This is a genomic window from Pseudomonas veronii (genome assembly GCF_001439695.1).
GTDB classification, from domain to species: Bacteria; Pseudomonadota; Gammaproteobacteria; order Pseudomonadales; family Pseudomonadaceae; genus Aquipseudomonas; species Aquipseudomonas veronii.
On record NZ_JYLL01000010.1, the window covers coordinates 78,512 to 91,572 of the forward strand.

General features: G+C 63.9%; 15 protein-coding genes and 1 pseudogene. 7 read left to right on the plus strand and 9 right to left on the minus strand.

What is annotated here, in order from left to right:
• Positions 1 to 77: 77 nt before the first annotated feature.
• The 6 genes from hemN to TU80_RS14930 all read right to left on the minus strand — a co-directional run bounded on the left by hemN (position 78) and on the right by TU80_RS14930 (position 5,931).
• Positions 78 to 1,463 carry an oxygen-independent coproporphyrinogen III oxidase gene (gene hemN, locus TU80_RS14905; RefSeq protein WP_057004798.1) on the minus strand — a complete coding sequence of 462 codons (1,386 nt, stop codon included), beginning with the start codon at positions 1,461 to 1,463 and terminating at the stop codon, positions 78 to 80.
• Entirely contained in the window at positions 1,460 to 2,770 is a 1,311-nt protein-coding gene (locus TU80_RS14910) for an oxygen-independent coproporphyrinogen III oxidase (protein WP_046488404.1), read from the minus strand. Before TU80_RS14910 ends, hemN begins: the two co-directional genes overlap by 4 nt.
• 90 nt (positions 2,771 to 2,860) lie before the next feature.
• Positions 2,861 to 3,304 carry a CopD family copper resistance protein gene (locus TU80_RS14915; protein ID WP_046383785.1) on the minus strand — a complete coding sequence of 148 codons (444 nt, stop codon included), beginning with the start codon at positions 3,302 to 3,304 and terminating at the stop codon, positions 2,861 to 2,863.
• Between the two features lie 95 nt (positions 3,305 to 3,399).
• Positions 3,400 to 4,716, minus strand: coding sequence for an OprD family porin (locus TU80_RS14920; RefSeq protein WP_057004799.1), 1,317 nt, complete (start codon positions 4,714 to 4,716; stop codon positions 3,400 to 3,402).
• Positions 4,717 to 4,939: 223 nt separating this feature from the next.
• Positions 4,940 to 5,485: a putative natural product biosynthesis protein gene (locus TU80_RS14925; RefSeq protein WP_057004800.1), complete on the minus strand. Its 546-nt coding sequence runs from the start codon at positions 5,483 to 5,485 to the stop codon at positions 4,940 to 4,942.
• A gap of 62 nt (positions 5,486 to 5,547) precedes the next feature.
• On the minus strand, positions 5,548 to 5,931 hold the full coding sequence (locus TU80_RS14930; RefSeq protein ID WP_057004801.1) for a DUF2946 domain-containing protein: 384 nt from the start codon (positions 5,929 to 5,931) through the stop codon (positions 5,548 to 5,550).
• Between the two features lie 181 nt (positions 5,932 to 6,112).
• Between TU80_RS14930 and TU80_RS14935 the strand changes: the two genes are divergently transcribed.
• Both TU80_RS14935 and TU80_RS14940 read left to right on the plus strand, forming a co-directional pair.
• Positions 6,113 to 6,718 carry an SCO family protein gene (locus TU80_RS14935; protein ID WP_046383789.1) on the plus strand — a complete coding sequence of 202 codons (606 nt, stop codon included), beginning with the start codon at positions 6,113 to 6,115 and terminating at the stop codon, positions 6,716 to 6,718.
• The gene (locus TU80_RS14940; RefSeq protein WP_046383790.1) at positions 6,718 to 7,185 is read left to right on the plus strand and encodes a copper chaperone PCu(A)C; all 468 of its coding nucleotides are present in this window, start codon (positions 6,718 to 6,720) and stop codon (positions 7,183 to 7,185) included. The genes TU80_RS14935 and TU80_RS14940 overlap by 1 nt, the downstream gene beginning before the upstream one ends.
• 15 nt (positions 7,186 to 7,200) lie before the next feature.
• Here TU80_RS14940 and TU80_RS14945 read toward each other — a convergent pair whose 3' ends face one another.
• Together TU80_RS14945 and TU80_RS33430 are read right to left on the minus strand one after the other, a co-directional pair.
• Positions 7,201 to 7,530, minus strand: a complete 330-nt coding sequence (locus TU80_RS14945) for a DHCW motif cupin fold protein (protein ID WP_046383791.1) — start codon at positions 7,528 to 7,530, stop codon at positions 7,201 to 7,203.
• A gap of 18 nt (positions 7,531 to 7,548) precedes the next feature.
• Positions 7,549 to 7,788, minus strand: a pseudogene (locus TU80_RS33430) (GNAT family N-acetyltransferase); the annotation flags it as partial.
• A gap of 88 nt (positions 7,789 to 7,876) precedes the next feature.
• Between TU80_RS33430 and TU80_RS14950 the strand changes: the two are divergent.
• The 5 genes from TU80_RS14950 (at position 7,877) to TU80_RS14970 (ending at position 11,994) form a co-directional block, all read left to right on the plus strand.
• Positions 7,877 to 9,208 (plus strand): flavin-containing monooxygenase, encoded by a 1,332-nt coding sequence (locus TU80_RS14950; RefSeq protein ID WP_411828463.1) that lies wholly within the window; start codon positions 7,877 to 7,879, stop codon positions 9,206 to 9,208.
• Positions 9,209 to 9,230: 22 nt separating this feature from the next.
• The gene (locus TU80_RS14955) at positions 9,231 to 9,641 is read left to right on the plus strand and encodes a RidA family protein (protein WP_046383793.1); all 411 of its coding nucleotides are present in this window, start codon (positions 9,231 to 9,233) and stop codon (positions 9,639 to 9,641) included.
• 10 nt (positions 9,642 to 9,651) lie between these two features.
• The gene (locus tag TU80_RS14960) at positions 9,652 to 10,329 is read left to right on the plus strand and encodes a DUF1028 domain-containing protein (RefSeq protein WP_057004803.1); all 678 of its coding nucleotides are present in this window, start codon (positions 9,652 to 9,654) and stop codon (positions 10,327 to 10,329) included.
• Complete coding sequence (gene argE / locus TU80_RS14965) at positions 10,326 to 11,468, plus strand: acetylornithine deacetylase (protein WP_057004804.1); 1,143 nt, start codon at positions 10,326 to 10,328, stop codon at positions 11,466 to 11,468. Before TU80_RS14960 ends, argE begins: the two co-directional genes overlap by 4 nt.
• 133 nt (positions 11,469 to 11,601) lie before the next feature.
• Positions 11,602 to 11,994 (plus strand): hypothetical protein, encoded by a 393-nt coding sequence (locus tag TU80_RS14970; protein ID WP_126589010.1) that lies wholly within the window; start codon positions 11,602 to 11,604, stop codon positions 11,992 to 11,994.
• Positions 11,995 to 12,077: 83 nt separating this feature from the next.
• Here TU80_RS14970 and TU80_RS14975 read toward each other — a convergent pair whose 3' ends face one another.
• A complete protein-coding gene (locus TU80_RS14975) occupies positions 12,078 to 12,989 on the minus strand; it encodes a LysR substrate-binding domain-containing protein (protein WP_046383797.1) in 912 nt (303 codons plus the stop codon).
• Positions 12,990 to 13,061 lie beyond the last annotated feature (72 nt).

Below are 13,061 nucleotides of genomic sequence, written 5' to 3' on the forward strand. Positions count from 1 at the left end.
CCACGATCAAATGTGGGACCGCGCTGCGGGCGGACATGGCGATCAACAGCTCCCACAGCGGATACAGGCCTCTTCGCTTAAACCGTGCGGGAAAACTGGCCTTTGTGCGCGCCGCCCAGGTAGGCGTCAAAGGCCATCGCCACGCTGCGCACCATCAGTTGGCCCTTGGGCAACAGTTGCAGCGCATCGGCCTGGATCAGCAATAACCCGTCCGCCACCTGCTCGTCCAATTGCAGCAGTGCCTCGGCGAAATAGTCGTTGAAGCGCACGCCATGGGTGGCCTCGATCTGTGGGAAGTCGACTCGACCATCACACATCAGGCCATTGATCACCTCGCGGCGCAGTACGTCATCCGGGTTGAGCCGATAGCCGCGCTGCACCGGCAGCATCCCCGCGTCGAGTCGGGCGTAGTACTGGGACAGTTCCTTGACGCTCTGGCTGTAGCTGTCACCGACTTTGCCGATGGCCGACACGCCGAGGCCGATCAGGTCGCAGTCGGCATGGGTCGAATAGCCCTGGAAGTTGCGCTGCAAGGTACCGTTGGCACGGGCCAGCGCCAGCTCGTCGTCGGGCAAGGCGAAGTGGTCCATGCCGATGTAGACGTAACCGGCCTCGGTCAGGCGGCGGATGGTCAGTTCCAGCAGTTCCAGCTTGCGCGCCGGCGGCGGCATGTCTTCGGGACGGATCATGCGCTGGGCACGGATCTGGCTCGGCAGGTGCGCGTAGCTGTAAGCCGCCACCCGATCAGGGCGCAGGGCGATCAGCTTGCTCAAGGTCACGTCGAAGCTGTCCACGGTTTGCAGCGGCAGGCCATAGATCAAGTCGACACTCACCGACTTGAAGCGCGCCTCACGCGCCGCGGCCACCAGTTGCAGGATCTGCGCTTCGCTTTGCACGCGATTGACCGCCGCCTGCACGTCGGGGTCGAAGTCCTGCACGCCGAAGCTCAGGCGATTGAAGCCCAGGCCGCGCAACGTGTTGATCCGCTCAACGCTGATGGTGCGCGGGTCGACCTCGATGGAGAACTCATGGGCGTCGCTGTCATCCAGGGTGAAGTGTTCGACCAGGCAGGCCATCAGCTCGGCCAATTGCGCGTCGTCCAGATAGGTCGGCGTACCGCCGCCCAGGTGCAACTGGGTCAGGCGCCGGGAACGCTCGAACAGCGCCGCCTGCATCTGGATCTCACGCTTGAGATACGCCAGGTACTCCACGGCCCGATGGGTCTTGCGGGTGATGATCTTGTGGCAACCGCAGTAATAGCAAAGGCTCTGGCAAAACGGGATGTGGATGTACACCGACAACGCCTTGGGCGCGGCCACCTCATGGCTGGCGCGGACCGCCTGGTGATAGTCATCCAGAGCAAAGGCGCTGTTGAACTGCGGCGCGGTCGGGTACGAGGTATAGCGTGGCCCCGGTCGGTCGTATTTGTGGACCAGGGCACGGTCGAATTCAAAAGCACTCATGTGTCGATCACCTCGTCGTTGGCGCTGACCGGGGTGGCGAGCACGGCACGTTCAAACAATGCGCAAATACCGTCCACCTGCGGCAGGCCGGCGGGCAGCAACCAGATGAACGTCGGGGACAGCTCGATCAGACCGTCGCGGTGCAGCGCTTCCAGCAACGGCCAGAGGTAGGCGAAATAGCGTGCGAACACCAGGCCGTAGCGCCGTTCCACCGCCTGCACATCCAGCTCCAGGTCACAGGCCAGGCGCTCGGCCACGTGCAGGCGCACCGGGTCAGAGGTTTCGCGGAACCAGCCCCGGCATGTGGCGAGCTGACCATTGCCCAATTGCTCACGGTACTCGCGGGCATCGGCCGTGTTCTGCGCGCACAACGTGTCGATCTGACTGATGGCGCCCACGCCGAAACCGATGTGGTCGCAGTAACCGTGCAGGGTGAAGCCTTCGCAGTTACGGCTCAGGCGCCCGCGTTCCTGGGCTTGCTTGAGGTCGTCGTCGGCCCGGGCGAACTGCCCCAGGCCGATGTAGTGATAGCCCGCCGCGGCCAGGAGCTGGAAGCAAATACGGCGCATCGCGCTCTTATCCGCCTCGCTGCTGAACGCCTGGGGTTGTTGGGATTGATAGCGCACAGGCGCATGGGCGTAATCGAATACCTGCAAGCGATCCGGCTCCAGGGCGATCAGGCTGGCCAGTTTCAGCTCGATACTGGCCGGGGTCTGCCAGGCATGGCCGTAGCCGAGGTCGATGTTCACCGAGCGAAACCCGAAGGTGCGGGCCGCATCCACCAGCGATTCGATCGGCGCCGGGTCCTGATACCGCGCCTGGCACAGCGGCCCCTCGCGGTTGGCGTCCGGCACGCCGATGCTTGCATGGTTGAAACCTTGTTCGCGCAGCAGGCCCATGGTGGCCCAGTCCGTGTGCCCGGGGTCGAGGTCGACGCAGTAGTCACCCCGGTCGTGGTCGAGAAAATTGAAGCGCTCGTGCAACTGCGCCATCAACTGCTGCACCTGGGCGAACGCCGGTGTGGTGCCGCGCAGGTGAAAGTGATCGACCGGCTGGCGACCGCCGAGTTGGCAGCCGATCAGTTGGATTTCCTGGGTGAGGCTGTGCAAATACTCAGCGCCAACGTCGCCCGCCGGCCAGTGCAGGTTCAATGCCAGGGGCCGCTGGCACTGGCGGCTGTTGCGCAAGGCGCGCAACAGGTCAAGGGAGCCGACACCGGCATGGAAGCGACGGGTGTCCGTTTGGCAAGCCAAGTCCAACACGCCTTGATCGTGACGAAAGCGAGCGGGATGAAGAAGGGTACGCATGACGGACTCCGGTTCGGGCGGCGGTGGTGCATTGTCCGGTGCGCTTGGGTCACACGCCTTGATGTGCATCAAGGTCGCAGCCCCGCCCGTCTACCAGTTCAGGTAAAACATGCCCTTGGCCAGCAGCACAATGGCGACCATGTGCGCGAACAGGCTCAGATGCACCCAGCGGACATAACGCGCACTCACCGAGCCCCAGCGCATGCGCGCCATGGTCAGCAGAAAATGCAGGAGCACGCTGGCCGCCAGGATCAGCTTGAGGGTCAGCAAGGTGCCGAAAGCCGACGCCGACGGCGCAGCCAGCACCGGCAGGTAGCGCAGCCAGACCATGCCCAGGCCCGCGCCGAACAGCACCAGCAACACCCACGGCATCAATACCCGGGCACGCTGGCCGACGCCCTGCTCCACCAACACCATCACCCGCGCCGGCAATTGCCGGTGCAGGTGCCCCAGGATCAGCACCTCGAAAAACACCGTGCCGATGAAGATCAGCGCGGCGAACAGGTGGGCCACTAAAAACACGGGGTAAAGCATGGTGGCCTCTCAAGGGGACCGGCCGTTGGGACTTCAGTGTGCGGCCTGGCGCAACGCGAGGCCTTGATACCGATCAAGCGTTGCGAGAGTGCGGCTTACAGCAGTGGGATGCTGTAGCTGACGATCAGTCGCGTCTCGTCCTTGTCGGCCGTGTCGTTACCGCGCCACACCGCTCCGCGCCAGGTCAGGCCCAGGCCCTTGAACGTGCCCGAGGGGATCACGTAATCGACACGCAGGTCGCGCTCCCACTCGCTGTTGTCGCGACCTGCCGTCTGGATGTGGCTGCCGCGGATGTAGGTCACGCTCGAGCGCAGGCCCGGAAGGCCAAGGCTGCTGAAGTCGTAGGCGTAGCTGCCTACCGTGGCCTGTTCCCCGGCATTGACGAACTTCAGCGACTGGGAGTTGGTGATCAGGTACAGCGAACGGCCCTGCCCCTGGTTGATATGCGGAAAGTCACTTTCACCGGTGGTCTTCTGATAACCGAGGCTCAGCGAATGCCCGTACAGGCCGTAGGTGAACAGCGCACTCCACAGACGGTTGTCGACCTTGCCGGCGTTGACGCCCGCGCCGTAATACCCCGAGCTGACATAGCCTTCGCCACGCCCGGCGGCGCTGGCGTTCTTGCCGTCGGCAGTGCTGTAGAAATAGCGCAGGTCAGTCTTGAACTGCCCCACCGGCAACTGCCAGTTGTGGATCAGGCCCAAGAAGTGCTGCTGGTAAAAATTCTCCAGGTTGGCGTAGTAGTACTGCAGTTGCAGTTGCTTGCTGACGGCGTAATCCACCCCACCGTAGTAGAACTGGTTGCTGGACTTGCCCTTGACCGGATCATTCGCACCGGCAATGGACATGCCCTGGCCGTTACTGGAGTTACGGTCCAGTACCTGCTCGATTTTACCGGCGATCAGGTTGAAGCCCTGCAGGTCCTTGGAGTCCACTTGATAGCCACGGAACGTCTGCGGCAACAGCCGGCCGTCTTCAGTCGTCAGCACGGGCAGCTTGGGCATCAGCGTGCCGGCTTTGAGCTGGGTCTGGGAGATACGCATCTTGCCGGTGGCGCCGGTCTTGCTGAAGTCGTTGGCGGCCTTGCCATCGGACAACGGGAAAACACTGCCGGGGGTGTTGTCTTCACCAGCCTTGCCCGCGCGCCCCGAGGCGTCCAGGCGTAGGCCATACATGGCTTGCAGGTCCAGACCAAAACCGACCAGTCCCTCGGTGAAACCGGACTGGTAGTTGAACATGAACGCCTGGCCCCACTCCTTATCCGTAGGGGCTTTGGCGTTACGGGTGTCCTGGTTGTAGTAGAAATTGCGCAGGTCGAGGGTGGCTTTGCTGTCGTCGATAAAACCCGACGCAGCCACCTGCTGCGCGGCGCCCAGGGAGACGGCGAGCGCCATGCAAGTCTTGTGGTTCATGAAGGCTCCTGAAAGTAATTGAGGCGACCCGTCACAGCCCAACCCTGTTCTTTGTCAGTCGGGTGGTGCTGCATCTAACGGGTGCGCGCACGGTATAGCGTTGGGCGGCCGGGAAATAGTCGCTAAAACCGTCATTCAGTTTTTCACTTTTTGTAACAATCGCCGGAGCCCACCAGCCTCGCCGGGGCGTGCAAGCCTCCACGGGGTGCCGGCGGCGGGCACTTCACGGCACCGGCAACCAAGCGCTGAAACCGCCACGCCGGGTCAACGGGCACCAGGCGAAGTCCCAGGCGGGAGGCGGCAACGGCGGCTGTTCGTCGAGCGCAAACGCGCTGCCCTTCCAATCGAAGACTTCCGAACCCTGCCAGGCCAGGACCACACCCTGGGCCTGGCTGTCATCGGTGTCGACCCACCGCGCCGCCGCCGCGGCCATGAACGCGTCGATCGGTTCATCGTCGATCTGCGCGCGGTACGGCGAGCCCAGCAGCCAGCGACCGATGTTCAGGTGCCAGGTCCAGTCCTGCGCCAGCTGGTTGTGGTAGGCCCAGGTCATGAAGCTGCGAAACAGGTTCAAGCCCTCGGGCGGGTCGAGCTTGAGCAGCGCCGGGCAGATGTCGAACAAGGTGTGCCAATAGGGCAACAGGCGTGCATCCAGATGCACGAAGCTACGCGAATTGCTCGGGTATTCCGGTCGCGCCGGCTCCGTGTGCAGGCGGCGCGCCGCCTTGCTGACCAGGCGGCTGGCGCCGGCAGGCAATAGAGGCTTCATAAAACGCACTCACAGTCGTGACGATAAAACGCCTCCTGATCACAGGAAGCCCAAGGCACACGTCAGAATGCGGGGGATGCGCGGGGGTTGGCCGAGGGCCAGGAATAACGCGGCGGCGCCTTGTTGCGCCGTTCATGGGCCGGTCGTGGGGTCTGGCCGAGGCCCAGCAGCCAGGCCAGGCCGATCAGGAACACGATGGCCACGCTCGCGGCAGCGCACAGCGGGCAGGCAAAGTAGTTCGAGATATCGCTGGAAGCCGGGCTACCCAACCCTTTGTCGGAAAGTGGCGCCTGGTTGCTGTCCACCGAACAGAACGCGCCACCGACACCATTGAGCTGCTGGCCGAGCATCTGGCCATGGCCCAAACCGCACACGAACAGGTTCAGCAGGACACAGAAGTACAGGGTCCAGGCGATCAGCGAACGGTCCGAGCGGCGCAGTTTCATGGCGGCGACTCTACCATCGAAGCCCCGCAGGGATGAAGCGCGGCGCGCCCCTGTGGCAGAACGTCGCAGATTACGCGCATCGGCCAGGGTTGGTAGACTTGGCGCCCTCCGCGTTTACTCCTTTTCAACGCCTGGCGTATAGATCCAGAGCAAGGCAGGCGCTTCACAGGATGCACAGTTGATGAGTACGTTATTCACCCGCCGCAAGGTCCTGACCGGCATGGGCCTGTTGGGTCTGGGCCTGCTGGCCGGTTGTGACAACAGCCCCAAGTTGAATTTCAAGTACGGCAAGGACTTGAGCGACAAGATCATGGGCCGCACCTTCAAGCTCAAGAATACCCAGGGTGAAACCGTCACCTTGAGTTCGTACCGTGGCCTGATGCCGGTGGTGTTTTTCGGCTTCACCCAGTGCCCGGCCGTGTGCCCGACCACCCTCGCCCGCGCCGCCCAGGCCAAGAAACTGATGGGCCGCGACGGCGAGATCATGCAGGTGATCTTTATCACCCTCGACCCCGAGCGCGACACGCCAGAGATCCTCGACCGCTACGTCAAGGCCTTCGACCCCAGCTTCGAAGCGCTGTACGGCACCCCGGAAGAGATCGCCGTGGCCGCCAAGGAATTCGGGATCTTTTATGAAAAGGTCCCCGCCGGCGACACCTACACCCTGTCCCACACCGCCACCAGTTTCGTGTTCGACACCCGCGGCAACCTGCGCCTGGGCCTGTCGGCATCCCTTAACGCTAAAGAGTGTGCAGAAGACCTGCTCACCGTCATGGAGGTCTGCTAATGACTGCCGTTCAACACCTCAAGCGCACCCTGATCGGTCTGTCCCTGCTGGGCCTCGCCGCGCACGCCAGCGCCCAGGTCCAGGTCAGCGACGCGTGGGTGCGCGCCACGGTGCCGGGCCAGCCATCCAGTGGCGCGTTCATGACCGTGACGGCCGACAGCGACAGCAAACTGCTGCGCGTCGCCTCGCCGGTGGCCAAGGACGTGCAGATCCATGAAATGAGCATGAAGGACGATGTGATGCGAATGGGCCCGGTGGACTCGATCACCCTGCCCGCAGGCACCCCGGTCAAGCTCGACCCGGACGGTTATCACGTGATGCTGATGGGCCTGACCGGGCAGATCAAGGAAGGCGACCAGGTGCCGCTGACCTTGACCGTGGAAAACGCCAAGGGCGAGCGGCAGACCGTCGAGGTCAAGGCCGCTGCCCGTGGGTTGGATGGCATGGCCCCTGGCAAGATGCATTGATGGGCTGGCGCCGGTTCAATCCACGATGAACAGCTTGGCGCCAACCCGCGTCGAGGAGCGATGCCCTTCCATGTTGTTTCCCACCTGATAACTCATCCCGGCCGTCAGCGTGAATTGGCGGCCATCTTCCAGTTCCGTGTGCAGCTCGCCTTCGAGGCACAGCAGCACATGCCCACGCCAGCACCAGTGATCGGCCAGGTAGCCGGGGGTGTATTCGACCATGCGTACACGGGTGGTGCCAAAGTGGCCAGTGCGCCACCAGGCACTGCCGGTGATGCCTGGATGAAGCTCGGGTTCGAGGGTGGACCAGTCGGTGATGCCAAACGGGACAGCAGTGAGTTCCATGGTGGGCTCGGTCGTCAGTTAACGTGAACCGACCCTAACCACTTGGAGTGCTGCGCGACAGACACAGATCGCCGGCTTTTTTGGGATACACGCCCACTGCAACCCCGACGGCGAGTGGTGAATCGCCTCATCGTGCCCCACCTACCCGCACCGCCGGTAACGGGTGGCCGCATTCAACCTCGCATCCAGCACCAACTCCTCGATCCTGAGCGTCCTCGCCAGCGCTTCGAGGTGATCCAGCATCGCCTTGCCATCGCCTGCCGAGGCCCTTTGCATCCGATATTTATGCTCACTTCCCAGCTTAATAATATTTTATTAAAAACCGCCCGCCCCCTACCTTGAAGTCATGCCCAAGCTGAATCCAACTGCATTACGCAAGGACAGACACATGACGCAAGCAATCACCCAAACAGACACCCTGGTGGTAGGCGCCGGCCAGGCCGGCGTGGCCATGAGCGAGCATTTGAGCAAGCACGGCGTGCCGCACCTGGTGCTGGAACGCAGCCGGATCGCCGAGCGCTGGCGCAGCAGCCGCTGGGATTCGTTGGTGGCCAACGGGCCGGCCTGGCACGACCGCTTTCCCGGCCTCGCCTTCGAAGGGCTCGCCCCGGATGCCTTCGCGCCGAAAGAGCGCGTGGCGGATTACTTCGAAGCCTATGCACGCCAGTTCAATGCGCCGATCCGCACCGGCGTGGAAGTCACCTCGGTGCTGCGCAATGTCGGCCGCCCCGGTTTTACCGTACACACCAGCGACGGCGTGATCGAAGCCAACCGCGTGGTGGCGGCGACCGGGCCGTTCCAGACGCCGGTGATCCCGGCGATCGCGCCGACAGACACAGCACTGCATCAGATCCATTCCGCCGACTATCGCAACCCCGGCCAACTGCCCCAAGGCGCGGTGCTGGTGGTGGGCGCCGGCTCGTCGGGGGTGCAGATCGCCGATGAACTGCAGCGCAGCGGCCGTCAGGTGTACCTGTCGGTCGGCGCCCACGACCGCCCGCCGCGCGCCTATCGCCAGCGTGATTTCTGCTGGTGGCTCGGTGTACTGGGCGAATGGGACCAGGCCGCGATCAAGCCCGGCCGCGAACACGTGACCATTGCCGTGAGCGGCGCCCACGGCGGCAAGACCATCGACTTCCGCGAGTTGGCCCTGCGCGGCATGACCCTGGTCGGGCCCACCGAGTCTTTCCATGGCGGCGTGGCCACCTTCCAACCCACCCTGCTGGAGAACCTCGCACGCGGCGACGAAAACTACCTGGCCCTGCTGGACGCGGCGGATGCGTATATCGAACGCAACGGCCTCGACCTGCCCGTGGAGCCCGAAGCCCGGCGCATCTTCGCCGATGCCGAGTGCGTGAAACAGCCGATCCTGCAACTGGACCTGGCCCGCGCCGGCATCACCTCGATCATCTGGGCCACCGGCTTTGCCGTGGATTACGGCTGGCTGAAGGTCGATGCGTTCGACGCCGCCGGCAAACCGCAGCACCAGCGCGGCGTGTCCAGCGAGGCCGGCATCTACTTCCTCGGTTTGCCCTGGCAGTCGCGCCGTGGCTCGTCGTTTATCTGGGGCGTGTGGCATGACGCCAAATACCTCGCCGACCATATCGCCACCCAGCGTCAGTACCTCGAATATCGCGTCGCGGCCCCGCTCGTGCGCCCGTCTCCTGTCAGCGCCTGATCATTTTTCCCGGAGTTTTTTGATGCCTACCCACACGCGCATCCGCATGTTCAACACTAAACAAACCTACCCCAACCAGAGCCTGGACAATGACCTGTGCCAGGCCGTGCGCGCCGGCAACACCGTGTATGTGCGCGGCCAGGTCGGCAGCGATTTCGACGGCAACCTGGTGGGCCTCGGCGACCCGCGTGCCCAGGCCGAGCAGGCCATGCGCAACGTCAAGCAACTGCTGGAAGAAGCCGGCAGCGACCTCAGCCATATCGTCAAGACCACCACCTACCTGATCGACCCGCGCTACCGCGAGCCGGTGTACCAGGAAGTCGGCAAATGGCTCAAGGGCGTGTTCCCGATTTCCACCGGGCTGGTGGTATCGGCCCTGGGCCAGCCGCAGTGGCTGATGGAAATCGATGTGATCGCCGTGATTCCCGAGTAAGGAGCCGTACATGACCTTTTCAATCGTCGGCCGTTGCGCCGACACCGGCCAACTGGGCATCGCCATCAGCTCTTCGAGCATCGCCGTCGGCGCACGCTGCCCCTGGCTGCGGCCGGGTGTCGGTGCAGTCGCGACCCAGAACATCACGCTGCCGGCCCTCGGCCCGGACGTGCTCGACCTGCTGCAACAAGGCCTGGCCCCCGCCGCCGCAATCGACCAGGCGCTGACCCGCAACGGCTACAGCCAATACCGCCAACTGACCGCGATCGATCACCTGGGCCGCAGCGTGCATTTCAGCGGCAGCCAAACCCTCGGCAAGCACCACGCGGTGTCGGGCGAACAGTGCGTCGCGGCCGGCAATATGCTCGCCGACCGCGCAGTGATCGAGGCGATGGTCCAGGCCTTCGAGCAAGGCGAAGGCCAACTGGCCGAGCGACTCTTGGCCGCGATGCATGCCGCCATCGCCGCCGGTGGCGAAGCCGGCCCGGTGCATTCGGCCGCGTTGCAGGTGGTGGGCGAGCTGACCTGGCCGATCATCGACCTGCGGGTGGATTGGGCCGACGCCAACCCGATCGGCCAACTGCACACGCTGTGGGATGCCTATCGCCCACAAGTGCAGGCCTACGTCGACCGCGCCCTGGCCCCCGACCACGCGCCCGGCTATGGCGTCGCCGGGGACGAGCGATGAGCCGCAGCCGCGCGTTGCTGCAGACGCTGGTGGGGTTCGATACCACCAGCCGCGAGTCCAACCTGCAGTTGATCGCCTTTGTGCGCGATTACCTGGCGAGTCACGGCGTGCCCAGCGAACTGATCTACAACGAGGCCCGCACCAAGGCCAACCTGTTTGCCAGCATCGGCCCGGTGGAGGTGCCCGGGATTGTGCTGTCCGGGCATACCGATGTCGTGCCGGTGGATGGGCAGCCGTGGAGCGTGCCGCCGTTTGAACTGACCGAACGCGACGGCCGGCTGTTCGGCCGGGGCACTGCGGACATGAAGGGCTACATCGCCTGTGTGCTGGCCCTGGTGCCAGCGCTGGTCGCGGCGACGCTGCGCCGGCCGGTGCATATCGCCCTCTCCTACGACGAAGAAGTCGGTTGCCTGGGCGTGCGCTCGTTGCTCAGCGTGCTGGCACAACGGCCGGTGAAGCCGATGCTGTGCATCATCGGTGAACCGACCGAACTCAAACCGGTGCTCGGTCATAAAGGCAAGCTGGCGATGCGCTGCGATGTGCATGGCGCGGCCTGTCATTCGGCGTATGCGCCCCATGGCGTGAATGCGATCGAGCATGCCGCCGAATTGATCGGCGAACTGGGACGCATCGGCCAACGGCTGCGCGATAAGCAGGATGCGCGCTTTGATCCGCCGTTCAGTACGGTGCAAACCGGGGTGATTGGCGGGGGCAAGGCGCTGAACATCGTGCCCGCCGACTGCCGGTTTGATTTTGAGGTCCGCGCGCTGCCGGGCCAGGCCCCGCAAGCGGTGGCGGATGAATTGCGCGCCTACGCCGAGCAGCAGGTATTGCCGCGCATGCAGGCGGTGAGCGCGCAGAGTGCGATTCGCTTTACCGAGCTGTCGGCGTATCCGGGGCTGATGACCGATCAGCAGAGCGAGGCGACCGAGTTGATCGCGGCATTTTGCGGCTCGCGGGCGTTCGGCACGGTAGCGTTCGGCACCGAGGGCGGGTTGTTCGACGCGGTGGGCATTCCCACGGTGGTGTGCGGGCCCGGCAGCATGGACCAGGGGCATAAGCCGGACGAGTTTGTGAGTGTGGCGCAGTTGGCACAGTGCGATCAGATGTTGCACAGCATGCTGAACGCGCTGCGTTGACGGCCCTCGGCTGTGCCGGCGACATACCCTGCATCAATCGCTACCCGCAGCTGATGGAACCGTACTTGAAGGCGGCCCACATAGGAAAACGGCTAATAGCCGTTTTCACTTCAACAGCCTTTGAGTATTGACCATGATAGGAATTCCACCGCACTCGCCGTTGAACAACCCGCTCAACGCTGCGCCGCCTGAAGAGTTGCGTCAGCGCCCCGAAGCGGGTGTACCTGACAGGGAAAGCATACGCATGGCCGTAAGAGAAGAGGATGCATACCGCACGCTAGATGCCTTTTTTGACGTGGCAGAAGCTAACGGCATCAAGGATCTGAACCCGAGCCACGGCAGGCCCTACCTCGATAACAACTTGAACCCGCCGGGCAACGTGGTGCCGCTGTCCGTCCACTTCCGCCCGGACCGTCCGGATGACACTTACAGCCCGGGGCACTTGAAGGCGGTCAACAACTTCGGCACACAACTCGACGCACGGTTGAAGCAACTGAACATCCGGAATGTCGGGCCCGAGGAGTAATCCCAGCGCCGATCAGAGTTGACGCCTGCGTGACCCAGGACAGCCGGGCCGATGCGTTGTTGGCCCAGGCTTGAGCGCGCCGATCAGGCGAGCAAACGCGCCAGCTCCTCGCGGCAGTAATCGACGAACAACTGCACCGGCTTGGTCAACGGTGCGCGGCGCAACCACACGGCCGACAAGCCCGAGCCGGTGACGGTTTCCGCCAGCGGCAGACACACGACTTTCTGGCCATCATAGGTGTACTCGGTAAACGGCCTGGTCACCAGGATCGAAAAGCCAAACCCGCGCCCCACCATGCCCCGCACCATCTCGATCGACGGCGAGCTGAACACGATGTTCGGCGTCAAGCCGCGCTCTTCAAAGATGCTCACGAAGTACGTGCGGCTCGGCAGTACATCCAGCAGGATCATCGGCTCCAGCACCAGGTCCGCGAGCGACACCTTGGCCTGCTGCGCAAAGCGGTGATCGGCCGGCAACAGCGCATACGGCTGCTGCGGCGGCATCAACGGCGTGGTCTCGATGGTCGCGCCCAGGTCATGCTCGAACAGCATCGCCACGTCGATACTGCCGGCCGTCAGCGCCTGCACCAACTCCTGCTGCTCTCCATCGCGCATGCGGATTTCCACCCCCGGCCAGCGCGCCTTGAAACCGGCGATCAAACGCGGCAGGTACAGCGGCGCGACGGTTTCAAAGCAGCCGATATCGATCTGCCCCGCCACCACGTCATTGTCGGCCAGCGCATTCTGCTCGAACTCGTGGGCCACCCGCAGCAGCTCCAGCGCCTTGCGATAAAAGCGCGCGCCGCTGGGGGTGAGCGACACGCCCTGGGCGTGATGGCGGATAAACAGCTGCACGCCAAAGCTGTCTTCCAGTTGCTTGATCGCGGTGGACACCGACGGTTGCGCGATATACAGCTTGCGCGACGCCTCGGCGACGCTGCCGCACTCGGCCGTGGTGACGAAATATCTGAGCTGGCGCAGGTTATAGGCAGCCATCGGGCCCTCCGCAAATGTGGGACTTCGCCCCAGTACACAAGCGGGCAACATACCGGAGCGCGTGGCCACGCG

Excerpts from the sequence above, each read along its gene's own strand:
- hemN (WP_057004798.1), bottom strand. The coding sequence starts at position 1,463 with ATGAGTGCTTTTGAATTCGACCGTGCCCTGGTCCACAAATACGACCGA.
- TU80_RS14910 (WP_046488404.1), bottom strand. The coding sequence starts at position 2,770 with ATGCGTACCCTTCTTCATCCCGCTCGCTTTCGTCACGATCAAGGCGTG.
- TU80_RS14915 (WP_046383785.1), bottom strand. The coding sequence starts at position 3,304 with ATGCTTTACCCCGTGTTTTTAGTGGCCCACCTGTTCGCCGCGCTGATC.
- TU80_RS14920 (WP_057004799.1), bottom strand. The coding sequence starts at position 4,716 with ATGAACCACAAGACTTGCATGGCGCTCGCCGTCTCCCTGGGCGCCGCG.
- TU80_RS14925 (WP_057004800.1), bottom strand. The coding sequence starts at position 5,485 with ATGAAGCCTCTATTGCCTGCCGGCGCCAGCCGCCTGGTCAGCAAGGCG.
- TU80_RS14930 (WP_057004801.1), bottom strand. The coding sequence starts at position 5,931 with ATGAAACTGCGCCGCTCGGACCGTTCGCTGATCGCCTGGACCCTGTAC.
- TU80_RS14935 (WP_046383789.1), top strand. The coding sequence starts at position 6,113 with ATGAGTACGTTATTCACCCGCCGCAAGGTCCTGACCGGCATGGGCCTG.
- TU80_RS14940 (WP_046383790.1), top strand. The coding sequence starts at position 6,718 with ATGACTGCCGTTCAACACCTCAAGCGCACCCTGATCGGTCTGTCCCTG.
- TU80_RS14945 (WP_046383791.1), bottom strand. The coding sequence starts at position 7,530 with ATGGAACTCACTGCTGTCCCGTTTGGCATCACCGACTGGTCCACCCTC.
- TU80_RS14950 (WP_411828463.1), top strand. The coding sequence starts at position 7,877 with ATGCCCAAGCTGAATCCAACTGCATTACGCAAGGACAGACACATGACG.
- TU80_RS14955 (WP_046383793.1), top strand. The coding sequence starts at position 9,231 with ATGCCTACCCACACGCGCATCCGCATGTTCAACACTAAACAAACCTAC.
- TU80_RS14960 (WP_057004803.1), top strand. The coding sequence starts at position 9,652 with ATGACCTTTTCAATCGTCGGCCGTTGCGCCGACACCGGCCAACTGGGC.
- argE (WP_057004804.1), top strand. The coding sequence starts at position 10,326 with ATGAGCCGCAGCCGCGCGTTGCTGCAGACGCTGGTGGGGTTCGATACC.
- TU80_RS14970 (WP_126589010.1), top strand. The coding sequence starts at position 11,602 with ATGATAGGAATTCCACCGCACTCGCCGTTGAACAACCCGCTCAACGCT.
- TU80_RS14975 (WP_046383797.1), bottom strand. The coding sequence starts at position 12,989 with ATGGCTGCCTATAACCTGCGCCAGCTCAGATATTTCGTCACCACGGCC.